Source organism: Vibrio gigantis (genome assembly GCF_024347515.1).
Lineage (GTDB): Bacteria > Pseudomonadota > Gammaproteobacteria > Enterobacterales > Vibrionaceae > Vibrio > Vibrio gigantis.
Map to the genome: position 1 here is coordinate 1 of NZ_AP025492.1, position 19280 is coordinate 19280.

The window sequence follows — 19280 nt, forward strand, 5'->3', positions numbered from 1 at the left end:
GTGTCATCTTCGCTTTGGTTGCAGTGTTTGCAACAGCTTCAAGAAGAGTTACCAGCTACAGAATTCAGTATGTGGGTTCGTCCGTTACAAGCGGAACTCAATGACAATACTCTAACTCTATTTGCACCGAACCGTTTCGTACTCGATTGGGTTCGTGATAAGTATCTAAATAGCATTAACCGCTTACTGCAAGAATATTGCGGTAACGATATCCCACATCTTCATTTTGAAGTGGGAAGTAAACGTGTGATTGCACCAAAGCCTGCGACGCCGGCCCCGACTCGTACTCGCACTGCAGCCGACGTGGCTGCTGAGTCTTCGGCACCTGCGCAATTACAAGCTCGTAAGCCTGTCCATAATAACTGGCGTGATGAAGAGCCTGTAGCGGTTGACCTTAACCACCGCTCAAACGTTAACCCAAAACATAAGTTCAACAACTTTGTTGAAGGTAAGTCTAACCAACTAGGTTTGGCTGCGGCACGTCAGGTTTCTGATAATCCAGGAACAGCCTACAACCCGTTGTTCTTATACGGCGGCACTGGTCTAGGTAAAACGCACTTGTTGCATGCGGTGGGTAACGCCATTGTTGATAATAAGCCGAATGCGAAAGTGGTTTACATGCACTCAGAGCGTTTTGTTCAGGATATGGTAAAGGCACTGCAAAACAACGCGATCGAAGAATTTAAGCGCTACTACCGTAGTGTTGATGCATTGCTTATCGATGACATCCAATTCTTTGCTAATAAAGAGCGTTCTCAAGAAGAGTTTTTCCATACCTTTAATGCGCTGCTTGAAGGCAACCAACAGATCATCCTCACGTCAGACCGTTATCCAAAAGAGATCAATGGGGTAGAAGATCGTCTTAAATCTCGCTTCGGTTGGGGTTTGACGGTAGCGATTGAGCCACCAGAGCTTGAGACTCGTGTTGCGATCTTGATGAAGAAAGCAGAAGACCACCAAATTCACCTTGCGGATGAAGTGGCGTTCTTTATTGCCAAGCGTTTACGCTCTAATGTTCGTGAACTGGAAGGCGCATTGAACCGTGTTATTGCAAATGCAAACTTCACTGGCCGCCCGATCACGATTGATTTTGTGCGTGAAGCACTGCGTGATCTACTTGCACTGCAAGAGAAGCTGGTCACCATTGATAACATTCAGAAGACAGTAGCCGAGTACTATAAAATCAAAGTCGCTGATCTATTGTCTAAACGTCGCTCTCGTTCAGTTGCTCGTCCACGTCAATTGGCGATGGCATTGGCTAAAGAGCTAACAAACCACAGTTTGCCTGAGATTGGTGATGCATTCGGTGGTCGTGACCACACAACTGTGCTGCATGCTTGTCGTAAGATTGCTCAGCTGCGTGAAGAGAGCCACGACATTAAAGAAGATTATTCGAACTTGATTCGTACCCTTTCTTCTTAATACACAGTATTCTTAACCTTAATAAGCAGAATCTTGGCCACGTACTATTACGCAGTGCCATTTAGACCGTAAGAGCAAGATATGAAATTTACCATTGAACGTAGTCATCTGATTAAGCCATTACAACAAGTATCTGGCGCACTCGGTGGCAGGCCAACGCTTCCAATTCTAGGGAACCTACTGATTAAAGTAGAAGATAACGTGTTGTCGATGACAGCGACGGATCTAGAAGTTGAACTGATCAGCCGTGTAACGCTTGAAGGTGATTTCGAAGCGGGCAGTATCACCGTACCTTCACGTAAGTTTCTGGATATCTGTCGTGGATTGCCAGATAACTCAGTGATTACTGTGGTATTGGATGGTGACCGCATTCAGGTTCGCTCTGGTCGTAGCCGCTTCTCATTAGCAACACTACCTGCGGCAGATTTTCCAAATATTGAAGACTGGAGCAGCGAAGTTGAAGTGTCAGTGACACAAGCTGAACTTCGCGGTCTGATCGAGAAAACACAATTCTCAATGGCGAACCAAGATGTTCGTTACTACCTCAACGGTATGTTGTTTGAGATTGAAGGTTCTATCTTGCGCAGCGTGGCGACCGATGGTCACCGTATGGCAGTATCTCAAGCACAGCTGGGGGCGGATTTTGCTCAGAAGCAGATCATTGTTCCTCGTAAAGGTGTTCAAGAGCTAGTGAAGTTATTGGATGCACCTGAACAACCAGTAACGCTGCAAATTGGTAACTCTAACGTGCGTGCTGAAGTGAACAACTATGTCTTCACTTCTAAGCTGGTTGATGGTCGTTTCCCTGACTATCGTCGCGTAATGCCGCAAAATACCACCAAGACGCTTGAAGCGGGTTGTGATGAATTACGTTCAGCATTTTCTCGTGCTGCGATTCTATCCAATGAAAAATTCCGTGGTGTTCGCGTTAACCTTGCTGATAGTGAGATGCGTATTACAGCGAACAACCCAGAGCAAGAAGAAGCAGAAGAAGTACTCGATGTTAACTTCGACGGCGACGCATTAGAGATTGGCTTCAACGTAAGTTACGTATTGGATGTGTTGAACACACTGCGTTGTGAACAGGTTCGCATCTCAATGTCAGATGCCAATGCGAGTGCTCTGATCGAAAACGCACAAGATGACAGCGCGATGTACGTTGTTATGCCTATTCGCTTATAAGCTGCCATATGTTGACCTACCGAGTCGTGATTGAAGATTAATATGAAGACGTTATGCCTTTATCGCGCTTAATCGTTAAGCAGTTTAGAAATATTGAAGCCTGTGACATTCAACCGTCATCAGGCTTTAACTTTCTTATAGGGGCTAACGGAAGCGGCAAAACCAGTGTCCTTGAAGCTGTGTATCTGCTCGGACACGGTCGCTCATTCAAGAGTTCACTCACCGGTCGTATTATACAAAATGAGTGTAGTGAGCTGTTTGTGCATGGCCGTTTTATGACCTCGGATCAATTTGAGCTGCCAATTGGCATTAATAAGCAGCGCGATGGCACGACAGAGGTTAAAATAAGCGGTCAAACTGGGCAAAAGTTGGCTCAGTTAGCTCAAGTCTTACCTTTGCAGTTGATTCACCCCGAAGGGTTTGATTTACTGACAGATGGGCCTAAGCATCGCCGAGCATTCATTGACTGGGGAGTTTTCCACAGTGAGTCGGGCTTCTATGATGCTTGGGGTAGGGTAAAGCGCCTCAATAAGCAGCGAAACGCCTTATTGAAAACGGCAACGCACTATCGAGAGCTGAGCTATTGGGACCAAGAACTGGCCCGTTTAGCCGAAAGCATCAGTCAGTGGCGTGCCACCTACGTTGATCAGCTCAAAGAAGTCGCCGAAGAAATCTGTGCGACCTTCCTTCCTGAGTTTGAGATAAAGATTAACTATTATCGTGGCTGGGACAAAGACACCCCATACGCTGAGATATTAGAAAAGAATTTTGAAAGGGATCAGCAGCTTGGTTACACCTTTAGTGGGCCAAACAAAGCGGATCTGAAGATAAAAGTGAACGGCACTCCAGTGGAAGATGTCTTGTCACGAGGTCAATTGAAGTTGATGGTGTGCGCGCTACGAGTAGCACAAGGGCAACACCTCACTCAAATGACAGGTAAGCAGTGTATCTATTTAATAGATGACTTCGCTTCCGAATTAGATAGCCAACGCCGCGCACGTCTTGCTGAGTGCTTAAAGGCGACCGAGGCTCAAGTTTTTGTAAGCTCTATTACCGCTGATCAGATTGCAGATATGCATGACGAAAATAGCAGGATGTTTCATGTGGAACATGGCAAAATAGAGCAAGGATAATTAGTCAGAGAGTAACTATGTCAGATAATTACGATTCATCGAGTATTAAAGTACTGAAGGGTCTGGATGCGGTACGTAAGCGTCCTGGAATGTACATTGGCGACACGGATGATGGTACCGGTCTGCACCACATGGTTTTTGAGGTGGTAGATAACTCTATTGATGAAGCGCTAGCTGGTCACTGTAATGACATCATTGTAACTATCCATGAAGATAGTTCTGTGTCTGTGAGCGATGACGGCCGTGGTATTCCAACAGAATTGCACCCAGAAGAAAACGTATCAGCAGCAGAAGTAATCATGACGGTTCTTCACGCTGGTGGTAAGTTCGATGATAACTCGTACAAAGTATCTGGTGGTCTGCACGGTGTTGGTGTTTCAGTAGTTAACGCACTTTCTAAGCAAGTTACTCTTACTATCCACCGTGGTGGTAAAATCCACACTCAAACCTACAGCCACGGTGAGCCTCAAGCGCCACTAGCAGTTATCGGTGACACGGATAAAACAGGTACAGAGATTCGTTTCTGGCCAAGTGAAGAAACCTTCACTAACATCGAGTTCCATTACGACATTTTAGCTAAGCGTCTACGTGAGCTATCATTCTTGAACTCAGGTGTGTCTATTAAGCTAATTGACGAGCGCGAAGAAGACAAAATGGATCACTTCGAATACGAAGGCGGTATCCAAGCGTTTGTTGAACACCTTAATACCAACAAAACGCCAATCATCCAAAAAATCTTCCACTTTAACTCTGAGCGTGAAGACGGTATTACCGTTGAAGTTGCGATGCAGTGGAATGATGGCTACCAGGAAAACATCTACTGTTTCACCAACAACATCCCTCAACGCGATGGTGGTGCTCACTTAGCAGGTTTCCGTGCGGCGCTAACGCGTACTCTGAACAGTTTCATGGACAAGGAAGGCTTCTCTAAGAAAGCGAAGACTGCGACCTCTGGTGATGATGCTCGTGAAGGTCTGACGGCGATTGTTTCTGTTAAAGTGCCTGATCCTAAGTTCTCAAGCCAAACTAAAGATAAGCTGGTTTCTTCAGAAGTGAAGTCTGCCGTTGAATCTACAATGGGTGAGAAGTTGTCTGAGTTCCTTATTGAGAACCCAGGTGAAGCGAAAACAGTTTGTTCTAAAATTATTGATGCTGCACGTGCTCGTGATGCAGCGCGTAAAGCTCGTGAAATGACTCGTCGTAAAGGCGCATTAGATTTAGCGGGTCTTCCAGGTAAGCTTGCTGACTGTCAGGAAAAAGATCCTGCACTGTCTGAACTATATATTGTGGAAGGAGACTCTGCTGGCGGTTCAGCTAAGCAGGGGCGTAACCGTAAGAACCAAGCAATCCTACCGCTGAAAGGTAAAATCCTTAACGTAGAGAAAGCACGTTTCGATAAAATGCTGTCTTCTCAAGAAGTGGCAACGCTAATCACAGCCCTTGGTTGTGGTATTGGCCGTGACGAATACAACCCAGATAAACTGCGTTACCACAACATCATCATCATGACCGATGCCGATGTCGATGGTTCTCACATCCGTACTCTGCTACTGACATTCTTCTACCGTCAAATGCCAGAGCTGATTGAACGTGGTTACATCTACATTGCTCAACCGCCACTTTACAAAGTGAAGAAAGGTAAGCAAGAGCAGTACATTAAAGATGAAGATGCGATGAACCAGTATCAAGTATCTTTGGCTTTAGATAATGCAGAACTGCACGTAAACCCTGAAGCACCAGCATTTGCAGGTGAAGGTTTAGAGAAGCTTGTTCAGCAATACAATGCAGGCATCAAGCTAGTTGATCGTATGAGCCGCCGTTACCCACGCGCATTGGTTCACGAACTGATTTACGTTCCTCGTCTAACGGCTGAGCAGTGTCATGATGACGCGGCAGTTGAAGCTTGGGGTAAGCAGCTTGTTGAGCAGCTAAACGCGAAAGAAGTAGGTGCAAGCCAATACAGCCTTGAAGTTGAAAAACACGAAGAGCTAGGTTTAAGCGTTCCTAAGATTGTGGTTCGTACTCATGGTGTGACTCATGAACACGTACTGAGCATTGACCTGATTAACTCTAAAGAGTTTGCGAAGTTAGCTGATTTGTCTGAAGCTCTTGATGGCTTGATTGAAGAAGGCGCTTACATTAAGCGTGGTGAGCGTACTCAAGAAGTGTCTAGCTTCGTTGAAGCTCTGAACTGGTTAGTGAAAGAGTCTCGTCGCGGTCTAAGCCTACAGCGATACAAAGGTCTAGGTGAGATGAACCCAGATCAACTTTGGGAAACCACCATGGATCCTGAAACTCGCCGTATGATGCAAGTAACGATTGAAGATGCTGTTGGTGCTGATCTGTTGTTTACTACGCTAATGGGTGATCAAGTTGAGCCTCGTCGTAACTTCATCGAAGAGAACGCACTGAAAGTTGCTAACCTTGATGTATAGATTTCTTTAATAATAAAGAAACTTAACATTATAAAAGCACTGCCAATTGGCGGTGCTTTTTTATGCCTGATCGATATGACGGCCAGCCGTGGCGAGGAAGTACTTTCCGGATAACAGTCCTACTTCGTAGTCATGTTCAAGTGCATACTGCGGGCTTCCCAACAAGGTCGAGTGCAGCGCTTTGTCCGGATGAATTTCATAGATGGTGGCGTCTTCAGGCGGGTTGCTCAGAAAGTCTTGAGTCGCACGGTAATGCGCCTCGTGCTTGAGTAACAGCTCAATCATTGCTTTGGCTTTTGTTTTGCCTAATAACTTACTGTATTTGCACATCCAGCGGTGATCAAAAGACGTTGAGATCGGTACTGTTCGAATCACCACAATATGTTTATAGCCCCGTTTATAGGCTTCTTGTGCTGGTATTGGAGCGGCAATACCACCATCAAGCCACTCTTCATCATTCGCTTGAATTGCCTTTGGGCTGATAAAAGGAACAGCACATGAGGCTTTGAGTGCATCCTGCCAAGCGTGAGAGTCTAAGTCAAAATAGGCTGGCTCGTGACGAGTCGCGTGGGATGCACAGGCAAGCACCTTACAACTCTTCATATTGTCATGACCTAACTGCCAGTTGAGCGGTAAGTTTGTTTCGGTTTGCTCAAGCAACCAGTCTAGATCTAATCCTTTCTTTTGTAGTAAGAACTTATAGGCATCGAAGAATTCAGGGCTGGCTGTTGCTTCCGTGATGACGCGATAAGCATGTCGATGTTGTCCGCATATATAGGATGCTAGGTTAAGAGAGCCCGCTGACGTGCCAATCATCAATGAAAACGGATTAAAGCTTTGTTCGAGAAAGGCATCTAACACACCCGCTGTAAAAATTCCGCGTTGGCCGCCGCCTTCCGTCACCAGAGCCACCTTATCGATGTGAATATCTAGATGCGCTAAGGCATCGTAAGAGTGGAGTGCGTAAGATATATGCGTAGAAGACATCAGAATTGCCACCAAAAGTGATAGAAAAGGATTCAACCTGACTAGGATATGACCAATGGTGGTTAATTAAAATTAAGTAATATTTATATAGCGTTTGGTTTTTCTTAACCAAAAAATTGAGTAACGCCGCTTGAAAAGCTATTTGTGGCACCACATATCTATTTATGAAGAGGATGACTGTCTTGCTCATAAGAGAAGAAACAGAACCTTCATTACCGCTGACGAAGTATCGCTCAACAGAGGATAACTTTAGCAGCACACAACTTAAAAATTGATTCATTGTCATGTCCCAGTGTTGTCGCCAACAGAGGTGAAACCCGAGGAATGCGAATTGAATCTCTTAGCTGCTTACTTGGTCATACACAGGTTCGATCTAAGTAAAATTCGCAGCTAAGACTATTGCTTACTAAAAGGATAGCATTATGAGAACTGTAGATTTCACTCCACTTTACCGCAACGCAATCGGCTTCGATCGTCTATTCAATATGATGGAAGCGAACACATCGAAGAACACTTCTGGCGGTTACCCTCCATACAACATCGAGCAAAAAGACGAGAACAACTACCGTATCACTATGGCTGTTGCTGGTTTTGCTGATGACCAATTAGACCTGACTCAGAAAGAGAATATGCTAATTGTGAAAGGTGAGCGTAAACCTGAAGCAGAAAAAACTTATGTGTACCAAGGTATCGCAGAGCGTGATTTCGAACGTAAATTCCAACTTGCAGACTACGTAAAAGTAGTAGGTGCGAGCATGGAAAATGGTCTTCTTCACATCGACCTAGAACGCGAAATCCCAGAAGCGATGCAACCACGTAAGATTGCTATCAATGGTAATAGCCTACTAGAAGGCTAATACCCGTCATACTTGAAGCTACAGCGTTGTTGACGTCGTAAATTCCCCGGATCGCCGGCCGCCCAAATTACATAGGTTTCCTATGCTCATAGGGCTGAATTTTCTAGTCGCCTAGCTGAAGCCCCAATTATTTAGGGTATTCAAGTGACAAACATTATCGGGAAGTAAAAGTGAAAGAGCACCTATGAGGTGCTCTTTTTGTTTGTCCTTCTAACGTCATTCCATAGAGGGAGGAACGACCGAGTAGGGAATCTCTATTTGCTTTCGCTGTAAGCCTTTTTCACTTCTTCAGCAATGATCGCAATACCTTTTTGCATTGCTTCATCGTCTTGTACGTAGTTCATACGTAAGCACTGATGAGCATGATCCCACTCGTCTTCCTGGCCAATAAAGAAGTATTCACCTGGAACAATCAATACACCGCGAGCTTTTAATCTGTCGTACAGTTCCATGGTGGTGATTGGCAGTTCATCAAACCATAGCCATAAGAAGATAGCGCCTTCAGGTTTGTGAATACGGAAACGTGGGTCATCAATTGCTTCTTGTAGCAGTTCAACGGCGCGCAAAGACTTCTCTTTATAGAAAGGCTTGATCACTTCACTGCTCAAGCGCAGCAGATCACCGTTTTCAATCATGTGGTTGGCAATAGCGGGTCCAACACTGCTTGGTGCTAAGCTGATGATGCCATTCATGTTGGTTAGCGCTTGAGTGACTTCTTCGCTCGCAATCACGATACCGCAACGCACACCTGGTAAACCAAGCTTAGATAGGCTCATGCACAGAATCGTATTTTCATTCCAGAACGGCTCTACATCTTCAAAGATGATGTTTGGAAATGGTAGTCCGTAAGCGTTGTCGATCAGCAGTGGGATATTGTTGTCACGTGCGAGTTTATCCAACTTACGTACTTCCTCATCTGTCAGTACGTTACCTGTTGGGTTGGTTGGGCGAGATGCACAGATAGCAGCGACTGAGTCATCCACTTTTAGCTGTTCGAAATCGACATGGTATTTGAACTGGCGGTTTTCTAGCAGCTCGATCTCCGGGTGGTAAGAGATAAAGATGTCGTCATCAATCCCTGCGTCACCGTAGCCGATGTATTCAGGTGCGATTGGCAGCAATATTTTTTTGTGAGAGCCGTCTGGCTGCTGGCCAGCTAGTAGGTTGAATAGGTAGAAGAAGCCGCTTTGACTGCCGTTAGTTAGGCTGATGTTCTTCTCGCTGATGTCCCAGTCATAGGTCTCTTTTAGCATTGCGGCTAAAGACTTAATAAAACTGTCTTTGCCCTGCGGACCATCGTAGTTGGCGAGGGCGGCGATGAGTTCTCCACTGGCGAGCATGTCGGCACTGGCTTGGTTAAAGTAATCGAGCATAGCTGGGATAGCGGCTGGATTGCCACCACCAAGCATGATTGCACCAGGAGTGCGCAGGCCATCATTCAAATCATCCATTAAACGAGTGATTCCAGAGTATCGATTAAACTTTTCACCAAACTTAGAGAACTGCATTACTTATTTTACCTAATTCATTGTGATTGCTTGTTATGTGTCATTAAGGCAGACCTTATGTCTGCCATCAGTGCATTCCTTGAACATACCGCAATGTTTTTGCGACGCATAGCGCCAAATGCGCTAACACGAAAAAAACTTTTCTTGTTCCCTAGGCTAAATACCGCGATTAAACGCCCTCAAACTGAACCCAAACTGAATAGAACGACAGTAAACGCCAGAACAACGTGAAGTTGGTCACTCTTTTGTTGCTCAAAAATAGCGCAATGAATATTCTTTTCCCCGAAGACAAAACAACCTATTTATCTTTTTGGAGAAAGTAATGATTACTCATTTATTTGTTAAAGCTCAATTGTTTACAGCAGCATTTAAAAACGACCAACGTGGTGTAACTGCGATTGAATACGCAATTCTTGGCGTGTGCATGTCTGCGATCGTGCTTGCTGTATTTGGTGATGGGCTGACTGCTGCGCTTAACGATGCTGTTGCCGCTATTTCTCAAAACATCACTGATGCAAATACAGTTGAACTATCAACTGCTGGCTCAGAAGGTTTCTAGTGGCGAGCTTATGGTGGCTAATTATTTTAGCCGCCATGGCTGCCTACGCCTGTTACACGGATTGTCGACACCGAGAGGTCAGCAATCGTCTGGTGTTATGTATGGCGTTATGGACCTTATCGCGAATGGAGTTTCACGGTGAGGCTCAACATCTATTGCATCCAGCAGCAGTGTTGTTGGTTGGTGGCGTGTTGTTCCAGATGAATATTCTGGCGGCGGGTGATAGCAAGCTATTTGCAGCACTGAGCTTAGCGATCGACTCTCAGTTTATAGTTATTACGCTGCTGCTTATTGGTTTTTTAGGTGGTGTGTTGGCGATTAGTCAGTGGTGGTTAGGACGAATGACTGCCGATATTCGGTGGACACAACGTGGTGTTCCCTATGCAGTACCAATCTGTTTGGCAAGCTTATTAGCTATAGCTGCATCATTATAGGTTAAACAATGAATTCAAAAATCATTCTTGGTCTAGCAGTTGTTGCTATATCTATTGGGCTTTATGGCGTGACACAAACGCCTTCTACGAAAGAAATTCCTACGCAGTCAGTCAATCAAGTGGAACTGAAGATACTAGCTTGGCAGTTGAAGCGGGATGTTGTGCAGGGTGACAAGCTTGTCCGTCGCGATTTTGAAGCAGTTTACCTGACACGCCAGCAAGCCGGTTCACATGGCTTAACTGAAGATACTCGCTTTAATTGGCAGCAAAGCTTGTTTGCCAAACAGGCCTTGCAACAAGGTGGCATTGTGACGCCTGAGTTACTGACTTCCCCAGGTCAAACCGATTACTTGAATACGGTGATTGAACCAGGGTTCGTGCCTTTTAACGTGACGGTTCCGGGAGAGGATGTCGTTGGTGGTACTATCAGTGTTGGCGACTTGGTCGATATCTCTGTGTTGTCAGCGCCTAAACAGAACTTGGCCAATGATAAGAGAGTCGATGATATTCAACACCTGACTATGACCCCGTTGCTCGCTCAGGTTCCTGTTTTGGATATGGTCAGTAGACAGCGTTCGGTGAGTACTTTAAGCAGTGAAAAAGTGACCGAGGTGACCTTGGTACTGCAAGTTACCAATAGGCAGGTTGCTCAATTAACGATTGCCAAGCGCATTGCAGAGATTGAAGTGCATAAGTCAATTGGTAAAGAGTTCTCGGACGACCTGGAAGCAGACTCAAGTGATGTGATCAGTTTGTCTGGTCAACGTGACGAGATACGCGAATATCGGTTTAAGTAGGGCGAATCATGATAACAAAACGAATATTAGCCTTTGCTGGGCTGTGGCTGCTATCGCCGCTAGTAGCGGCGGCTAGCCTAATCAACCTCACTGAGGGACAGGCTACAACCGTGAACGTTTCTGGTGATGTGGCTTCAGTCTTCATTTCTGACCAAAAGGTCGCGGACTATCAGGTGATAGACGAGAACAAAATTGTCGTGTTTGGCCGTCAGTTAGGAACCACGACTTTCATCGCTTTTGATCAACAAGGCAATGAGCTGGTGAATCAACAACTGGTCGTGAATCGCAGCTATACCGATATCGAGCAGCAGATCAAAATTCAGTACCCACAAGCAAAAGTGACCGTTTATGGCATTGGCGAAAACATCATCCTTAGTGGTCCCGTATCTTCCGAACTAGAGAAAGACAATATCTACCAGATGGTCGGCGAACTACTGGGTAAGGAAGAAGTTGAACAGAACTTCTCTTCTGAAAATGAAGCGCCAGTTGATGATTTAAGCATTGAGTTTATGACCAAGCGTCGCTATCGAGGAGTGGTGAATAACATTGAAGTGAACGCTACCAAGCAGGTCAATGTAAAGCTGACTATTGCTGAAGTATCTCACTCTTTTATCCAAGATTTCGGTATCAAAGTGGGCACTGCTGGCAACGCAGGAATGTTTGTTGATCAGCTTACTCACTTTAGTGCTAGCGATATTGTTTCTGTTATTTCTGCGGTGGGATCGGATCAGATTGGTCAGATTCTAGCGGAGCCTAACCTATCGGTGATCTCTGGTGAGAAAGCGAGCTTTCTTGTTGGTGGAGAGTTACCGGTTGTGACCAGTAATGATGGTGGCACCAATGTGGACTATAAAGAGTTTGGTGTTCGATTGGAGTTGATGGCGAAGGTGCTAAGAGACGACAAAATTAAGCTAGCACTGACCCCTGAGGTGAGCTCTTTAGATGCTCAATACAGTAACGAACTCTACGATTTACCGGCTCTAAAGACTCGACGCGCACAAACGACGGTTGAGCTGGGGGATGGGCAAAGTTTTGTACTGGGTGGTTTGCTGAATAGTGAAGAGCGCGAATCGCTGACTCGAATCCCGTTTATTGGCGACATCCCAATTCTTGGTGCGTTATTCCGACACACAGGAACGGAACGTAATAAGACCGAGCTCGTAATAGTGGCGACGGTCAACTTAGTTCACCCCGTTAAAGCGAATCAGATCCAACTGCCGATAATGGAAAAAACGGGTACTTTGAAGCGCTTCTTAGCGCTAGACAGTGAATATGACAAAGCCGAACAGCGTTGGGCGAGCGAAATTTTATCTGCCGGAGGCTTTAAACAGTGAAACGTTATTTACTAGGAATGTTATGTGCCTTTGGCATCACCGGATGCGCTGACCATGTCGTTGAACCTGAAGGTACCTCTATCGAAGTGGTGCCGATTCACTATCAATTTAATGCACAGAGTCAGGATCACACTGTAGTTGAGCAGCGCTTTGAAGCCTTTATTCAGCGTTATCAATTAGAGGGCAGTACTGCTCAGTGGCAAATTATCGTGAATGGCTCATCACCTCAGCCGCTAGTGTCAGTGCTGGATGAGGTACTTGCCAATAACCATATTGCTCAGTCGCAGGTGGAGCATCAAGTTAACAACACATCAAACCGTTTTAGCGTGTCTGTGATTGCAACGGATATGCAGGTTCGTCTAGAGGTCTGTCAGCAACAAAAGGTCGGGCATTATGGGTATAGCAAACTTGGTTGCTATACCGACGGTAACCGCTGGCAATCAATGGTTAACCCTGAAAAGTCACTGTAACTCCGTTTACTACAGCTCCTTCAACAAGTTTTAGGTTTACGAATATGTTTAATTTAGTCGATAAGTTGAGTGCTAAGGATGAGCAAACTCCTCAAGTAGATAACCATTGTGCCGTGCTTTTTCAGAGTGAAGATTGCCGAGCTCATTTATACAAAGCCTTTCGTTTTGAAGGCCTGCCTGAGCCTGTCGCTTTTGAAAACCAACCGGCAAGTGCTTTAAAGCTGGCTGAATTCGTGAATTTAAAAGTGGTGATGATTGATCTCAACGATAGCGACAATGTGGTTCGAGATGCTCAGCAGATCGCCTTACAACTCCCGACACACTTATCGGTTGTGGTTATTGGTAGTGAAGATGCGATCACCACTATCCGTGTGTTAAAGGACTTAGGTTTCTACTATCTATTTTGGCCTGCGAGTGTTGTTGAGGTGACCGATTTTTACCGAAGTGTTTTGCACAATCATATGCAGCGTCAAGGTGTGGCTCGAAACCGTAAGGCCAAGCAAATTGCTTTTGTTGGGGTGAAAGGCGGAGTGGGCACCTCATTGATTGCGAGTGAAGTTTCTCGTTGTTTAGCCAAGCAGCACTCACTACCAACTTTGTTGGTTGACCACACCTATACCGGCAGCAACCTAGACGTAATGCTCGGTTTGAAAAAATTCCAAAAGCGTAACGTACAAAAAGGGACGTTAGTTTCTGCGGTTGATACGGCTTTGGCTTCGAATTTGGTGCAGAGCTTAGAGAACAATCTTTCTATTTTGGCGGTCGAGTCCCAAGACTTCAGTCGTGGCGAATTGCATGAATACACTCAAGCACTGACTAAGCAAGTAGAGCAGAACAGTTCATTCATCATTGAAGACTATTCGCACAGTGCGCTGACCCAACAAGAGTTGTCTCGAGCACTGGCTGATGTTGATTCATTAGTTTTGGTATTTGATGCTACCGTTTCATCGTTGAGAGAGCTCAATCGAATTGTTGGCAGTGTACAAGCTGAATTGCCAACAATGACCATAGTGACGGTAATGAATCACACTCGTCCGAGTAATGCCGCCTCGGTATCAAAAGCCGATGTTGAGAAGCACTTTGGACAAGCCGCTAATTGCCACGTTGAGTTCGATCACAAGGCCAATCAATACCTTCTTCAGGGCGAATTGATCACTGAAACTCGATCTGAGATGCAATTGGGTTTAACGCAGTTGGTGGCGATACTTCTTGGTGAGCAAGTTGTCCAGAAAAGCAAAACGTCATGGCTCTCTTGGCTTAAGAGGTAGTTCGCATGCAACAGTCAAAACAAGTCTATCTTCAACTTCGTCAGCAAATATTTGAAGCTTTGGACGCGAGTGCAATTGAGTCTTTATCCACTCAAGAGTTAGAGAAGCAGCTGAGCCACGCCATTGAGGTGTTGGTTAATCGTGAACAGCTTCCTGTTTCAACATTGGCTAAGCAAGAGTATGTCACCAGTTTAATCAATGAGCTCGTTGGTTTAGGGCCACTTCAAGTGCTGATGGATGACGACAGCATCAGCGATATTATGATCAATGGCCATCAACAGGTCTTTATTGAACGCAATGGTTTGGTAGAGCGTGCACAGGTGCAGTTTATTGATGAACAACAGTTAATCGAGATTGCTAAGCGCATTGCAAGTCGAGTAGGGCGTCGTATTGATGAGTCTTCACCAACATGTGATGCCCGCTTGGAAGATGGCAGTCGCGTTAATATCGTGATCGCGCCGATTGCTCTTGATGGAAGCTTGATTTCTATTCGTAAGTTTCGCCATCAAGCGATTAACTTGGACAAGTTAACGGAGCTAGGAGCGCTTAGTGAAGAGATGGCGCAACTATTGGCATTGGCTGCTCGTTGTCGCTTGAATATCTTAATCTCTGGCGGTACGGGTTCTGGTAAAACAACCTTGCTCAATGCGTTGTCACAGCACGTCTCCGAGGTTGAGCGAATTGTCACGATTGAAGATACCGCAGAACTAAGATTACAGCAGCCTCATGTTGCTCGAATGGAAACTCGACTTGCAGGAACCGAAGGCACTGGTGCCATCACTTCTCGAGATTTGGTGATTAACTCACTGCGTATGCGTCCTGATCGCATCATTGTTGGTGAGTGCCGTGGCCCGGAAGCTTTTGAGATGCTGCAAGCGATGAATACGGGACACGATGGTTCGATGTCGACATTGCATGCCAATAGTCCTCGAGACGCAATATCACGTGTTGAGGCGATGGTAATGATGGCGACCAACAATTTGCCTATCGATGCGATTCGTCGCTCTGTGGTGAGTGCAGTCGATATCATCGTGCAAGTTACTCGATTGCATGATGGCTCAAGAAAAATTATCAGTATCTCCGAAGTTGTAGGCCTTGAGGGAGAGAGCGTGGTGCTTGAAGAACTATTTACCTTCCAAATCAAGGGTGCGTTGAGTGATGGAAAGTTGTCGGGACGCTATGTCACTTCAGGGGTCATGAGCCGCTCGGTACTCTTTAAAAAAGCGCACTTTTTTGGGTGTGAACAACAACTACAGCAGTTGATTCATGCGATCGAATTAGTGGGGTAGCAGTGTGTATTGGCTATTAATGTTTTGGGGCGTTGTCCTGCTGCTGGTTGTGATTTTTTCTAATAAGAGTCACTCAATTGATGATTATTTTCCATCAAATGATAAGACAAAAACAGCGTCAACAGCCCCTCGCCAAGCGATTCAACTTAGTCAGATATCCAATGGCTTAGGTTGGTCTTCGATAGCAAGCCTTTTTCATCAAGTTAAGCGACAGTTGGGCTCTTTTGCTGGTGTAAAGGTGGTTTTACTTAGTGGTTGTGTGAGTGTTTTAGCTGGTGCAGTGAACCGCTACCTATTCGGTTTCCCAGCTTGGCTAGTCCTTGGTAGCGCATTGGTTGTAACTTGGGTATGGGGCTTCTTGTGGTTAAAACAGCGTGACCGTAAGCAATTTGAAGAGAGCTTTCCTGATGCATTGAACATGTTGGCTAGCTCTCTATCTGCCGGAGAGAGTATTGGTCGAGGAATTGGTTTTGTCGGCAATAAGCTTCCTGGTGAGGTTGGCAAAGAGTTTAAAAGAATGGCAGAACGCTTGAAGCTAGGTGAGCCGCTGGACGATGTTTTTCGTAAGTCTTGCCAGCGATTTCCTTATCCGTCATTTCATTTCTTTGTGATTACCCTACGTGCCAACATGCAGCGTGGTGGGCAATTGAAAGAGGTCATGTCGCGTCTGAACCGTCAGATGTTCGAAGCTAGAGCGATGGAAAGAAAGAAGTTTGCGATGACTTCAGAGGCGCGTATTTCAGCAAAGATAGTCAGTGCAACGCCGTTTGTCTTTATCTCAATGCTGCCAATACTGAGCCCTGAGAATTTTGATTTCTTGATGTTTACCGACGAAGGTCGCCCGGTTCTATATTACCTGTTGATCAGCGAAAGTATTGGTTTAGCGATCATTTGGATGTTGATGAAGAGGGTGAGGTAATGGCCAATATTATTTCGATTTTAATCAAGCCTCAGTTGCAGTCATTGTTGATTTGGACTTGCCTGTCATTTGGTGTGTTGTTGCTCTGTTATTGGTTAATCACGCAGTACATCGCGCAGCAAAAGCTGGCTAGTATCGCTAGCCAGTTTAAATCGATGACTCAACAACGCAGTCAACGACAGTTACAAATCGATAGCCTCTTATGTCCGCTGACACAATTGGTTAATGCGTCCGACCAACAGATGCAGCAGCGCTTTATTGGTGCGGGTATTTATCAAACACGCTATAGCTCCATGTATATGCCACTCAAATATCTGGTTCTTGCGATAGGTGAAGTGGTGGTCATTGGTGTGTGCTGGTGGTCCGGTGTCGCTATTAATCAGGCTGTCGCTCTGATATGTGGTTGGGCAATGGTTTCTATTGCGCTGCCCGATATGGTACTCGCTCAGCGAACTAAGTGGCGACATCAAAAATTAGTGGGTCAGTTGCCTTACTTGATCGACCTAACGGCGATCTGTGTGCAAAGCGGGATGACGATTGAAGCTTCACTGAAGTATTTAGCACAAGAGATGCAAGGCTTTGATCGTGACTTGGCTTATCTACTGAATAAAACCAATCATCGCGCTCGAGTTGTTGGGATGGAAGAGGCGCTTGAAGAGCTTTATCAACAGGTGCCAAGCAGTGAAATGCGTAGCTTTGTGATGACGTTGACTCAAAGCATTCAACACGGCTCGTCGATTTATCGCATGTTAACTGTATTGGCGAGTGATGTGCGTGAAGTACAAATGCTCGAACTGGAAGAAAAGATAGGGAAGTTAGCCGCCAAGATGTCGATACCATTGATTGTCTTCATCTTGATTCCGATCGTATTCGTTATCGCCGCTCCTGGGGTGATGAGGTTAATGCAAAGTGTTTAAACAATTTCTGATATGTATGCTGCCATTGTGGTTAATGGCATGTAGTTCAACTGCTAATAACTGGCAGCAAGAAGAATCGAAGGAAGCGATTTACCAACAAACCAATAATCACACAAAACTGGTTGCTCTGTATAAAGTTCAGCTCCAACGTGAAGATATCGCCGAAATTAGGCAAAAACTGGCGAGTAGCTATTTAAAATTGGCCGATGCAGAATCCGCTCTTTTTTACATAACTCCTGTTATAGAGAGTGAGAAAGCCTCACTTGAAGCTTACCAAATCCAAGCGCAGGCATACGGTGATATGGGCCAATATCCAGCAGCAATCGCTGCAGCGAAACTGGCATTGGAGTTAGATCCGAGTAATAGCCGCACTGAGAATTTACTCGGCACCTACTATGGTTACAGCTTTCAAACGATGCTAGCGAGACGCTACTTTGAACGCGCTCGTGATCACTTCTATGACGGTGTCACAGTAAACAATAACCTTGCTGTACTGGACATCGCTGAAGGTGATTATTTTACTGCGGCCAAGCGTTTAATGCCGTTGTATAAGAGTCACCAAGCGGATGAAATGGTTATGGCAAATCTGACGCTTAGCATGGCTAAACAAGGCCATTATGCGTTTGTACAACAGGTCTTAAGTGATACCTACAGTCAGCACCAAATAGAAAAGATCTATCGTTCACTGCAGAAGTTCGAACCTATGAGTGCTGATAGCCGCTTAGATACGCTGTCGAGCATTCAATATGAAAAATAAGCAGCGTGGTGTCGCTAGCATAGAGTTTGTTATGGGCTTCTTTGCCTTCTGGCTGATGTGTATGGCGTGGGTGGAGATGAGCTATATGTCTTACATTTCATCTATTAACGATCTTGCTATATCGGAAGTTGCCCGTGAAGCCAAGAAAGGCTCACACGATTATTTGGCTACGGTAGAGCAAGTTTTACATAGAGACGGCAGCATGTGGAATAGTGTGATTGATGGTGATGATTTTCAGGTAACCATGCACTATCTCACATCGGTGGATGAGTTGGTGAAAGTCACCAATCAGTGCCAGATAGCACCGGGTGAGTCCTATAAAGAGTGTGGTGATGAGCAGAACTCGTCGTTGGCTATTTATCGACTCACCTATCCATTCACCCCAATTTTTAGTTACTTCTTAGGTCTAGACGGATTACTAAGCCGAGAAATGGTCGTGGTTCAAGAGTATGAAAGATCTAAGTTTGAAGTCTAACTCGCGAAAGTGTCAGCAAGGCATATTCAGTATCGAGTTTGCCATTGTAGGGTTCTTTTTTAGTTTGCTGTTGGTATTCAGTGGTGACGTGATCATCAAGCTTTCCGTTAAAGGTAAGTTGGATCGTTTGTCCTATTCGCTGGTGAATGTTGTCAAAGAACGCACGCAGCTTTATGACTCTAGTGTGCTCTTAACCTCTAAGCAGGTTGATGAAATAGACACGATAGCTCGTCACTCCTTACAACGTACCTTTGGTAATTATGACGCTTCGCGTTATGGCTTGTTGCTTGAAGAGCAAAGCTTTACTGGGATTGGCCAAGCTTCACCGAGCATTCGGGAACGTCGTGGAGATCTAAGCTGCAGTGTTGCCAAGCCCATTAGTGAATTACAGCATCTGTCTGTGGTGAGTGTTTGGGGGCACCAGATGCCTCTTTATCGTGTAACGCTCTGCTATCGAACTAATAACTGGTTTGGTGAACTGGTTGGTACTGACTTTACCGACGTGATGTCAGATTCTGTCGTGATTGGGAGGTAAAC

General features: G+C 45.4%; 19 protein-coding genes. 17 read left to right on the top strand and 2 right to left on the bottom strand.

The features are described from left to right. The 4 genes from dnaA to gyrB all read left to right on the top strand — a co-directional run bounded on the left by dnaA (position 1) and on the right by gyrB (position 6172). On the top strand, positions 1 to 1422 hold the full coding sequence (dnaA, locus tag OCV56_RS00005) for a chromosomal replication initiator protein DnaA (protein WP_086712393.1): 1422 nt from the start codon (positions 1 to 3) through the stop codon (positions 1420 to 1422). Positions 1423 to 1503: 81 nt separating this feature from the next. Beyond that, on the top strand, positions 1504 to 2604 hold the full coding sequence (dnaN, locus tag OCV56_RS00010) for a DNA polymerase III subunit beta (protein ID WP_017058809.1): 1101 nt from the start codon (positions 1504 to 1506) through the stop codon (positions 2602 to 2604). 53 nt (positions 2605 to 2657) lie between these two features. After that, positions 2658 to 3737 carry a DNA replication/repair protein RecF gene (gene recF / locus OCV56_RS00015; protein WP_017632663.1) on the top strand — a complete coding sequence of 360 codons (1080 nt, stop codon included), beginning with the start codon at positions 2658 to 2660 and terminating at the stop codon, positions 3735 to 3737. Positions 3738 to 3754: 17 nt separating this feature from the next. Then, positions 3755 to 6172 carry a DNA topoisomerase (ATP-hydrolyzing) subunit B gene (gene gyrB / locus OCV56_RS00020; RefSeq protein WP_057622113.1) on the top strand — a complete coding sequence of 806 codons (2418 nt, stop codon included), beginning with the start codon at positions 3755 to 3757 and terminating at the stop codon, positions 6170 to 6172. A 60-nt stretch (positions 6173 to 6232) separates the two neighbouring features. On the opposite strand, the gene OCV56_RS00025 is transcribed toward gyrB, so the two are convergent. Next, the gene (locus OCV56_RS00025) at positions 6233 to 7159 is read right to left on the bottom strand and encodes a patatin-like phospholipase family protein (protein WP_086712391.1); all 927 of its coding nucleotides are present in this window, start codon (positions 7157 to 7159) and stop codon (positions 6233 to 6235) included. A 422-nt stretch (positions 7160 to 7581) separates the two neighbouring features. Between OCV56_RS00025 and OCV56_RS00030 the strand changes: the two genes are divergently transcribed. Continuing rightward, on the top strand, positions 7582 to 8016 hold the full coding sequence (locus tag OCV56_RS00030) for an Hsp20 family protein (RefSeq protein WP_004739258.1): 435 nt from the start codon (positions 7582 to 7584) through the stop codon (positions 8014 to 8016). A 254-nt stretch (positions 8017 to 8270) separates the two neighbouring features. On the opposite strand, the gene OCV56_RS00035 is transcribed toward OCV56_RS00030, so the two are convergent. Continuing rightward, on the bottom strand, positions 8271 to 9524 hold the full coding sequence (locus OCV56_RS00035) for a valine--pyruvate transaminase (RefSeq protein WP_086712390.1): 1254 nt from the start codon (positions 9522 to 9524) through the stop codon (positions 8271 to 8273). Between the two features lie 322 nt (positions 9525 to 9846). Between OCV56_RS00035 and OCV56_RS00040 the strand changes: the two genes are divergently transcribed. Genes OCV56_RS00040 through tadF form a run of 12 tightly spaced genes read left to right on the top strand, consistent with a single transcriptional unit; the run spans position 9847 to position 19278 of the window. After that, complete coding sequence (locus OCV56_RS00040) at positions 9847 to 10083, top strand: Flp family type IVb pilin (protein ID WP_086712389.1); 237 nt, start codon at positions 9847 to 9849, stop codon at positions 10081 to 10083. Between the two features lie 35 nt (positions 10084 to 10118). Next, positions 10119 to 10517: an A24 family peptidase gene (locus OCV56_RS00045; RefSeq protein WP_228761238.1), complete on the top strand. Its 399-nt coding sequence runs from the start codon at positions 10119 to 10121 to the stop codon at positions 10515 to 10517. Between the two features lie 8 nt (positions 10518 to 10525). Then, positions 10526 to 11314 carry an RcpC/CpaB family pilus assembly protein gene (locus OCV56_RS00050; RefSeq protein WP_086712387.1) on the top strand — a complete coding sequence of 263 codons (789 nt, stop codon included), beginning with the start codon at positions 10526 to 10528 and terminating at the stop codon, positions 11312 to 11314. 8 nt (positions 11315 to 11322) lie between these two features. Further along, a complete protein-coding gene (locus tag OCV56_RS00055) occupies positions 11323 to 12648 on the top strand; it encodes a type II and III secretion system protein family protein (protein WP_086712386.1) in 1326 nt (441 codons plus the stop codon). Continuing rightward, positions 12645 to 13118 (top strand): hypothetical protein, encoded by a 474-nt coding sequence (locus OCV56_RS00060; protein WP_143691556.1) that lies wholly within the window; start codon positions 12645 to 12647, stop codon positions 13116 to 13118. The genes OCV56_RS00055 and OCV56_RS00060 overlap by 4 nt, the downstream gene beginning before the upstream one ends. A gap of 44 nt (positions 13119 to 13162) precedes the next feature. After that, complete coding sequence (locus OCV56_RS00065) at positions 13163 to 14386, top strand: AAA family ATPase (RefSeq protein ID WP_086712384.1); 1224 nt, start codon at positions 13163 to 13165, stop codon at positions 14384 to 14386. Between the two features lie 5 nt (positions 14387 to 14391). After that, a complete protein-coding gene (locus tag OCV56_RS00070) occupies positions 14392 to 15675 on the top strand; it encodes a CpaF family protein (protein WP_086712383.1) in 1284 nt (427 codons plus the stop codon). Positions 15676 to 15679: 4 nt separating this feature from the next. Beyond that, on the top strand, positions 15680 to 16594 hold the full coding sequence (locus OCV56_RS00075) for a type II secretion system F family protein (RefSeq protein WP_228761237.1): 915 nt from the start codon (positions 15680 to 15682) through the stop codon (positions 16592 to 16594). Next, complete coding sequence (locus tag OCV56_RS00080) at positions 16594 to 17511, top strand: type II secretion system F family protein (protein WP_048662706.1); 918 nt, start codon at positions 16594 to 16596, stop codon at positions 17509 to 17511. Before OCV56_RS00075 ends, OCV56_RS00080 begins: the two co-directional genes overlap by 1 nt. Further along, complete coding sequence (locus OCV56_RS00085) at positions 17504 to 18268, top strand: tetratricopeptide repeat protein (protein ID WP_086712382.1); 765 nt, start codon at positions 17504 to 17506, stop codon at positions 18266 to 18268. The genes OCV56_RS00080 and OCV56_RS00085 overlap by 8 nt, the downstream gene beginning before the upstream one ends. Continuing rightward, positions 18258 to 18743 carry a TadE/TadG family type IV pilus assembly protein gene (locus OCV56_RS00090; protein WP_048657799.1) on the top strand — a complete coding sequence of 162 codons (486 nt, stop codon included), beginning with the start codon at positions 18258 to 18260 and terminating at the stop codon, positions 18741 to 18743. Before OCV56_RS00085 ends, OCV56_RS00090 begins: the two co-directional genes overlap by 11 nt. After that, positions 18718 to 19278, top strand: a complete 561-nt coding sequence (gene tadF, locus OCV56_RS00095; RefSeq protein WP_086712381.1) for a tight adherence pilus pseudopilin TadF — start codon at positions 18718 to 18720, stop codon at positions 19276 to 19278. The genes OCV56_RS00090 and tadF overlap by 26 nt, the downstream gene beginning before the upstream one ends. Positions 19279 to 19280 lie beyond the last annotated feature (2 nt).